Origin of the sequence: Rhodocyclus purpureus, assembly GCF_016653115.1 — a bacterium.
Taxonomy (GTDB): domain Bacteria; phylum Pseudomonadota; class Gammaproteobacteria; order Burkholderiales; family Rhodocyclaceae; genus Rhodocyclus; species Rhodocyclus purpureus.
On record NZ_NHRX01000038.1, the window covers coordinates 155074 to 161821 of the forward strand.

The window sequence follows — 6748 nt, forward strand, 5'->3', positions numbered from 1 at the left end:
GATGCTCGTCCTCGACCACGACCGCGCTGGCGGCTACTGGGGCGCCGTTTACGTATTCTCCGCAATCAAGGGCCTGCGCGTCGTCATCGACGGCCCGGTCGGTTGCGAGAACCTCCCGGTCACCGCCGTCCTGCACTACACGGACGCCTTGCCGCCACACGAACTGCCGATCGTCGTCACCGGCCTCTCCGAAGACGAACTGACGATGACCGGGACCGAAGGCGCGATGAGCCGCGCGGCTGCGACCCAGGACCAGTCGCTGCCGGCCGTCGTCGTCACCGGCTCGATCGCCGAGATGATCGGCGGCGGCGTGACGCCCGAAGGCGCCGGCCTCTTGCGCTTCCTGCCGCGCACCATCGACGAAGACCAGTGGCAGTGCGCCGACCGCGCGCTGACTTGGCTGTGGACGCAGTTCGGCGAGAAGAAGGCAGCGGCGAGGGCTGCTGCCGCTGCGCGCAAGAAGCCTGCCGCTTCTGCCACTGCTTCTGCCAGCCCGCGCAAGCCGCGCGTGAACATCATCGGCCCGTCCTACGGCGTCTTCAACATGCCGTCCGACCTGGCCGAGATCAAGCGCCTGGTCGAAGGCATCGGCTGCGAGATCAACCTCGTATTCCCGCTCGGCTCGCACATCGACGACGTCGCCAGGCTCGCCGACGCCGACGTGAACATCTGCATGTACCGCGAGTTCGGGCGCAAGCTGTGCGAGGCGCTCGGCAAGCCGTACCTGATGGCGCCTTTCGGCGTCTTCTCGACCACCGCCTTCCTCGAAAAGCTCGGCGAAGTCACCGGACTCGACCCGCAGCCGTTCATCGAGCAGGAGAAGCGCACCACGCTGGCCGCGCTGTGGGACCTGTGGCGCAGCGTGACGCAGGACTTCTTCGCCAGCGCACCGTTCGCAATCGTTGCCTCGGAGACCTACACGCGCGGCGTCCGCCGCTTCTTCGAGGGCGAACTCGGCATCCCGTGTTCGTTCGCGATCGCGCGCGTTCCCGGCGGCAAGACCGACAACGACGCGGTGCGTGCCGCGCTCAAGGCGACGCCGCCGCTGGCGCTGTTCGGCTCGTACAACGAGCGCATGTACAACGCCGAGCTCGGCAACCGCGCGATCTACATCCCGGCCTCTTTCCCCGGCGCCATCATCCGTCGCGCTACCGGAACGCCGTTCATGGGCTACGCGGGGGCGACCTATCTGGTGCAGGAATACTGCAACGCGCTGTTCGACGCGCTGTTCAACATCCTGCCGCTCGGTACCGACCTCGACAAGGTCGACGCGACGCCGTCGAAGCGCTCGCAGGCCGCGCTGCCGTGGGACGACGATGCCGAAGCCGCGTTGAACGAGAGGGTCGAGCGCGAACCCTTCCTGGTGCGCATCTCGGCGTCGAAGCGCCTGCGCGACCGTGCCGAGCGCGACGCGCGTCAGGCCGGCGAGGAGCGTGTCACCCTCGAACGCTTCACCGCGGCAGCCGGCAGCGCGCTGCAAGCCTAGGCAAGCCCGCCGGGGGGCAGGCGCTTCCCCGGCGTCTCTCAGCCAGCCGCAGCGGCCGGCAATGCAGTGTTCACTTTCCGGCCGCAGGCCGGAACCGTAGCTTCGGGAGTTGGCAGTGACTGAAGAACAGCAACAACTCGATCATCCGCTGTCCGGCCTCTCGGACGACGAAGCGCGCGCCTTTCACAGCGCCTTCATGCGCAGCTTCCGCGATTTCAGCGCGCTTGCCCTCCTCGCCCACGCCCTGCTCTGGTCGTGGCGCCCGTGGTTTCAGTAAGGCAGCCTGACATGTGGCGACTCTGGAAAATCATCGACCCGCGCACCGTCATCCTGATGCTGGTCTTCTTCCTCGCAGGGATGGCCTTCCTGCTGCACTTCATCGTCTATAACGCCGACCGCTTCACCTGGCTGAACGACGTCACCGCGGCGGACTACCCGAGCAAGGTGCAGGCCAAAGACTGAGGGGGCAGTATGGGGGCAGTTTGAGTCAAACTGCCCCCTGGTATTAATGGTCCGGGAAGGCCTGGCGGATGGTCAGGCCTGAGACGACCACCGTCTCGCGCTTGTAAGCGTCGGCGAGCAGGACGTCATTGACGATGAACCAGGCCAGGTCGACGCGGCTGATCGTGCGCTTGCGCCGGTCGCCACTCGTGCTCGCCAGCCAGCGCCCGGTGAAGGCGCCGTCGGTCAGTCCGACCGGCTGCACCAGCGTCCAGTCGAGTCCGCTGGCCTTGACCACCTTCTCCTGACGCTCCTTGTCGGCGAGTTGCTCGCGCAGCTGTAGCGCCGTGTACCACACCTTGAATGCCGTCGACAGCTTGTCGCGCGAGTCGCCGACACCGTAGGCGGTGACGCAGATCAGGCGCTTGACACCGGCGGCCTGCATCGCGGCGATCACGTTGGACGTTCCGACTTCGCAGATGTTGCGCGGTGTGCTCCGCTTCATTCCCAGGCGCAGTACGACCGGGTTACTCGAATCGCCGAGGCAGACGACAACCGCGTCCTGGCCGGCGACGGCGCGGGCGACCTCGGCGGGGTTCATCGCGTCGCCCTTGATCCTGGTGTAGTCGTGTCCCTTCCACTCGGGAAGCTTTTCCGGATCGCGCGCGAAGCCGGTCACCTCGTGTCCCGCGGCCAGCAGGTTCAGCAGCACCGCGCGCCCGGTCCTGCCGTTCGCGCCAAAAACAACGACTTTCAAAACGAGACTCCTGATAGGCGGCCGCAGAGCCCCGCGGCGCGCGTCGGTATGAGCGAATTTGACCGGCGCCGACTTTAGCACAAGGATGGCGGCGCCGGGCCGCCTTCCCCGCTCGTCCCGGCGCGCCCTTTACAGCGCCCGTGGCGCTGGGTATCCTCCGCGCCTTCTAGCGCACGCGGTGATCGGCGATCATGTACGAGTTTTGCAAAACCATGCACATCCTGGGGCTGGTGCTGATGGCCGGCAACGTCACCGTCACCGCGCTCTGGAAAGTCTTCGCCGACCGCACCTGCAAGCCGCAGATCATGTCGTTTGCGCAGTGGCTGGTGACCGTCACCGACTTTTCCTTCACCCTGCCGGGCGGCTTCATGATGGTCGTCGGCGGCTACGGCGCCGTCTACTTCGGCGGCTGGCCGCTCGACACGCCGTGGCTGCTGGTCGGGCAGATCATGATGGCGATGGCCGGCGCCGTCTGGCTGGGGATCCTCGTGCCGATCCAGATCAAGCAGGCTGCCTGGGCGCGCGACTTCGCGATCACCGGCGAAGTGCCGGCGGATTACCGCAAGGGCAGCGCCACCTGGCTGGTGTGGGGGCTGCTGTCGACGGTTCCCCTGTGCGTCGGCCTCTGGGTGATGGTGGACAAGCCCGCCCTCTGGTAAGTTTTCCGCCCGCTCGCCCCGGGCAGCGTCCCCGGGGCGCTGCGCCGGCGACCTTCACCCTCACGGAGATGGCTTCATGCACGGAGTAGACCCTCGCTCGCCCACCTCGCCGCTGGCTGACGAAGTTCGTGCTGCGGCGACGGGCGCCCGACCCGCCGGCAGTGCGCACGAGCCGGCGCCGACCTGCATCCCCGGGGTCGGGCCGCTGTTCGACGCGCCGGTATCGCCGGGCGGCTACCTGTGGTGGTACGTCGATGCCTTCAGCGACGACGGGAAATACGGGATCACCCTGATCGCGCTGGTCGGCAGCTGCTTCTCGCCTTACTACGCGGGTGCGCGCCGGCGGCGCAACAGCGACCCGCTCAACCACAATTCGCTCAACGTCGCGCTCTACGGCGGGGTCAAGCGCTGGTGCATGACCGAGCGCGGGCGCTCGGCGCTGCGGCGCACGCCGGAGCGCCTGGAGATCGGCCCGAGTTCGCTGCACTGGGACGGGACCTGTCTCACCATCCACATCGACGAGATCGCGGTGCCGATCCCGCGGCGCATGCGCGGCACGGTCAAGCTGTATCCGCGCACGGTCGCCGGCAAGCCGTACTTCCTCGACGGCGCCGGACGTCATCGCTGGGCGCCGATCGCGCCGGGCGCGCGCGTCGAGGTCAAGCTCGACCGTCCGTCCTTGCACTGGGAGGGGCATGGCTACTTCGATTCCAACTGGGGCAGCGAGCCGCTGGAGAAGGCCTTCCGCTACTGGGAGTGGTCGCGCGCCGAGCTGAAGGACGGTGGGACCGCGATCCTCTACGACGCGATCCGGCGCGACGGACAGCGCACCGAGCTCGGCCTGCGCTTCGATCCGGCCGGCGGCGTCGAGCATGTTCCGGTGCCGCCGCATGTGAAGCTCCCGGGTACGGCCTGGGGGATGAAGCGCGGCACCCGTGCCGATCCGCACAAGCCAGCGCGCGTCGCCCAGAACCTCGAGAACACGCCGTTCTACACCCGCTCGCAGCTGTCGACCCACCTCCTCGGCGAGCCGGTCACCGCGATGCACGAGAGCGTCTGCCTCGACCGCTTCGATTCACGCTGGGTGCAGGTGTTGCTGCCGTTCCGCATCCCGCGGGTGCCGGGCAACTGACGACGGCGCCTCGTCCGTCCGTGCGCAGCGTCGGCGCTCAGGGCAGCCTGTGCACGATCTCCTCGGTCACTTCCCACAGGCGCCGGGCGAGGGCGGCATCCAGGGCTTGCCGGCTCGGCCGGACGGCCTTGCAGTCGACCAGGTAGTGACCGGCCAGCGACAGCGCCTGCGGGTGCGCGGCAGCGAAGACGGTCGTCGCGGCGCCGCGGGAAACATCCTTCAGGAAGAGCGACCCGAACAGTTCCACGAAGCGCTGTGCGGAACGCCCCATGTGTCGGGCCAGGTTTGTCCGCGCGACGCCGGGATGGACTGCATAGGCCGTGCGCTGTGAGCCGGCAAAGCGACGCTGCAACTCGCTGGCGAAGAGCAGGTTGGCGAGCTTGGACTGACCGTACTGCCGCCACGGGTTGTAGCCGCGCTCGCCGCTCAGGTTATCGAAGTCGATGCCGCACCGGGGCGCCTGGGCGTGCGCCAGGCTGCTCAGCATCACGACGCGCCCGTCCGCAGCCAGTCGATCGAGCAGTCCGGTGATCAGCATGAAGTGACCGACGTGATTGGTGAAGAACTGCAGTTCGTAGCCGTGCGCCTGCTGCAGGGTCGGCAGCGCCATGATTCCCGCGTTGCCGACGATGGCGTCGAGAAGGTGTCCGTCGTGGCGGATCCGCGCGCTGCAGGCGCGCACCGAATCGGGGTCGGCCAGGTCGCAGGCGTAGGCGCTGCCCCGGCCGGGCAGCATCGCGCAGGCCTCCTCGGCACTCGCCAGCGTGCGCCCGGTGCCGAGGACGTGTGCCCCGCGCAGCGACAGCACCCGGCATGTTTCCCGACCGAGGCCGGACGTGCACCCCGTGACCAGGACGGTCTTGCCGCTCAGGGATAGCCCCGCGCTGACCTCCTCTGCGGTCGAGTTGCGGCCGAAGCCGGTCGGGCGCGAGGGTGTGAACGGGTTCGCTGGCGCCATGAGGACTCCCGGTGAACAGGCGGTTTCGGCCTGCCGAGGCAGGCCTGGCGGGCGATGGTAAGCCGGGCGCAGGGGCCGTGCAAGCAGCGCCGCGCCGGGCAAACTCTGTTACAGTCGATCGCGCTTTGTAGAAGCCCGCTCGGCGCCTGCCGGCCCGCACAGAAGCGCTTCCGGGACCCCGGGAAAACTTCGTAATGCCCGCGTTTGCTGGCTTTGCGAGCTCCCGAGGGTGCTCCCGGGGCAGAGTTGACATTTGATAGCGGCGGAGTAGACTGGCGCGGACGTCGTTACACAAACACCACAAATCGCTGCAAACCATCTCACAGCGGTCCGTGCCGCAGTTCTGGAAAGTGGCGTGTCTTGACGCCGACGTCCGCTGTTTCGCTGGCCGGCTCGGCGTCGGGTTTGCAGAGTCCCGGAGCTTGTCCGGGGCGGCGCTGCCGGCAGTTCCGGGATGGTGTTTCCAGATGGTTTGTCGTGGTGATTACGGGAATCCCTGCCGCGCGGGAAGCGCGGTAACGGCCGCAAGGCCCATCAGGAGTTGATAAACATGGCTGAAGATAGGAAATCCCTGTCCGGGCTGACGGAGCAGGAAGCCCAGGAATTCGGAACTCTTTACACCCAAGGGCTTGCGTTCGTTACCGTGGTCGCGATCTTCGCGCACGCCCTGGTGTGGGCGTGGCGTCCCTGGCTGCAATAGCATTCTGACGTCTGTCTGAAAGGAGTTAAACATGTCCGTACCCCAATGGAAGCTTTGGCAGGTGATTGATCCGCGTACGGCGCTGGCCATGACGACGGTCTGGCTCGGCGCGCTCGGCGTCCTGATCCACGTCATCGTGCTCAGCACCGAGCGCTTCAACTGGTTCGACAATGGCACCGGCCTTACCCCGATGGCACAGCAGCATGGTGTCACCGCGCCCGGCGCATTGACGCCCGCGCCCGTGATGGTCGGCGGTAAGTAAGAGTCGTTTGCCGAAGGAAGCGGGCGGGGCGAGCCGGGTTCATGGCTCGCTCCGTTCGTTTCCGGGAGCGCTATAAGGAGGCAGCCACCGGCATGCCTCCCGATCGGAGGATCGAACGATGGCAATGTTGAGTTTTGAGAGGAAATACCGCGTTCGCGGCGGCCAGCTGCTCGGGGGCGACGTGCTGGACTTCTGGATCGGTCCCTTCTATGTGGGCTTTTTCGGGATTTCGGCTGCCTTCTTTGCCTTGCTGGGAACGGCGTTGATCGTGCTGGGCGCCTCGTGGGGTCCGACGTGGAACCTGTGGCAGATCAGCATTGCGCCGCCTGACCTGCAGTACGGGCTGGGCTTCG

Annotated in this window: 10 protein-coding genes; 8 read left to right on the forward strand and 2 right to left on the reverse strand. The window is 67.2% G+C overall.

Annotated features, from left to right (window positions below):
* The first annotated feature begins 1 nt into the window (after position 1).
* The 3 genes from bchZ to pufA (CCR84_RS08140) all read left to right on the forward strand — a co-directional run bounded on the left by bchZ (position 2) and on the right by pufA (CCR84_RS08140) (position 1948).
* Positions 2-1486, forward strand: a complete 1485-nt coding sequence (bchZ, locus tag CCR84_RS08130; RefSeq protein ID WP_201211225.1) for a chlorophyllide a reductase subunit Z — start codon at positions 2-4, stop codon at positions 1484-1486.
* A gap of 115 nt (positions 1487-1601) precedes the next feature.
* A complete protein-coding gene (gene pufB / locus CCR84_RS16705) occupies positions 1602-1763 on the forward strand; it encodes a light-harvesting antenna LH1, beta subunit (RefSeq protein WP_201211226.1) in 162 nt (53 codons plus the stop codon).
* A gap of 11 nt (positions 1764-1774) precedes the next feature.
* Positions 1775-1948, forward strand: coding sequence for a light-harvesting antenna LH1, alpha subunit (gene pufA / locus CCR84_RS08140; RefSeq protein ID WP_201211227.1), 174 nt, complete (start codon positions 1775-1777; stop codon positions 1946-1948).
* Positions 1949-1991: 43 nt separating this feature from the next.
* Here the strand turns inward: pufA (CCR84_RS08140) and CCR84_RS08145 are convergent, their stop codons facing one another.
* Entirely contained in the window at positions 1992-2684 is a 693-nt protein-coding gene (locus tag CCR84_RS08145; protein ID WP_201211228.1) for an NAD(P)-dependent oxidoreductase, read from the reverse strand.
* Positions 2685-2896: 212 nt separating this feature from the next.
* Between CCR84_RS08145 and CCR84_RS08150 the strand changes: the two genes are divergently transcribed.
* Entirely contained in the window at positions 2897-3343 is a 447-nt protein-coding gene (locus CCR84_RS08150) for a DUF2269 family protein (RefSeq protein ID WP_207186253.1), read from the forward strand.
* 76 nt (positions 3344-3419) lie between these two features.
* Positions 3420-4475 carry a carotenoid 1,2-hydratase gene (locus CCR84_RS08155; RefSeq protein ID WP_201211231.1) on the forward strand — a complete coding sequence of 352 codons (1056 nt, stop codon included), beginning with the start codon at positions 3420-3422 and terminating at the stop codon, positions 4473-4475.
* Positions 4476-4512: 37 nt separating this feature from the next.
* On the opposite strand, the gene CCR84_RS08160 is transcribed toward CCR84_RS08155, so the two are convergent.
* Complete coding sequence (locus CCR84_RS08160) at positions 4513-5433, reverse strand: SDR family oxidoreductase (RefSeq protein WP_201211232.1); 921 nt, start codon at positions 5431-5433, stop codon at positions 4513-4515.
* 550 nt (positions 5434-5983) lie between these two features.
* Here CCR84_RS08160 and pufB (CCR84_RS08165) point away from each other — a divergent pair.
* The 3 genes from pufB (CCR84_RS08165) to CCR84_RS08175 all read left to right on the forward strand — a co-directional run.
* Positions 5984-6133 (forward strand): light-harvesting antenna LH1, beta subunit, encoded by a 150-nt coding sequence (gene pufB / locus CCR84_RS08165; protein ID WP_201211234.1) that lies wholly within the window; start codon positions 5984-5986, stop codon positions 6131-6133.
* A 31-nt stretch (positions 6134-6164) separates the two neighbouring features.
* Positions 6165-6395 carry a light-harvesting antenna LH1, alpha subunit gene (gene pufA, locus CCR84_RS08170; RefSeq protein ID WP_201211235.1) on the forward strand — a complete coding sequence of 77 codons (231 nt, stop codon included), beginning with the start codon at positions 6165-6167 and terminating at the stop codon, positions 6393-6395.
* 118 nt (positions 6396-6513) lie between these two features.
* Positions 6514-6748, forward strand: a 235-nt coding sequence (locus CCR84_RS08175) for a photosynthetic reaction center family protein (protein WP_201211236.1), incomplete at its 3' end; no start/stop codon positions are given.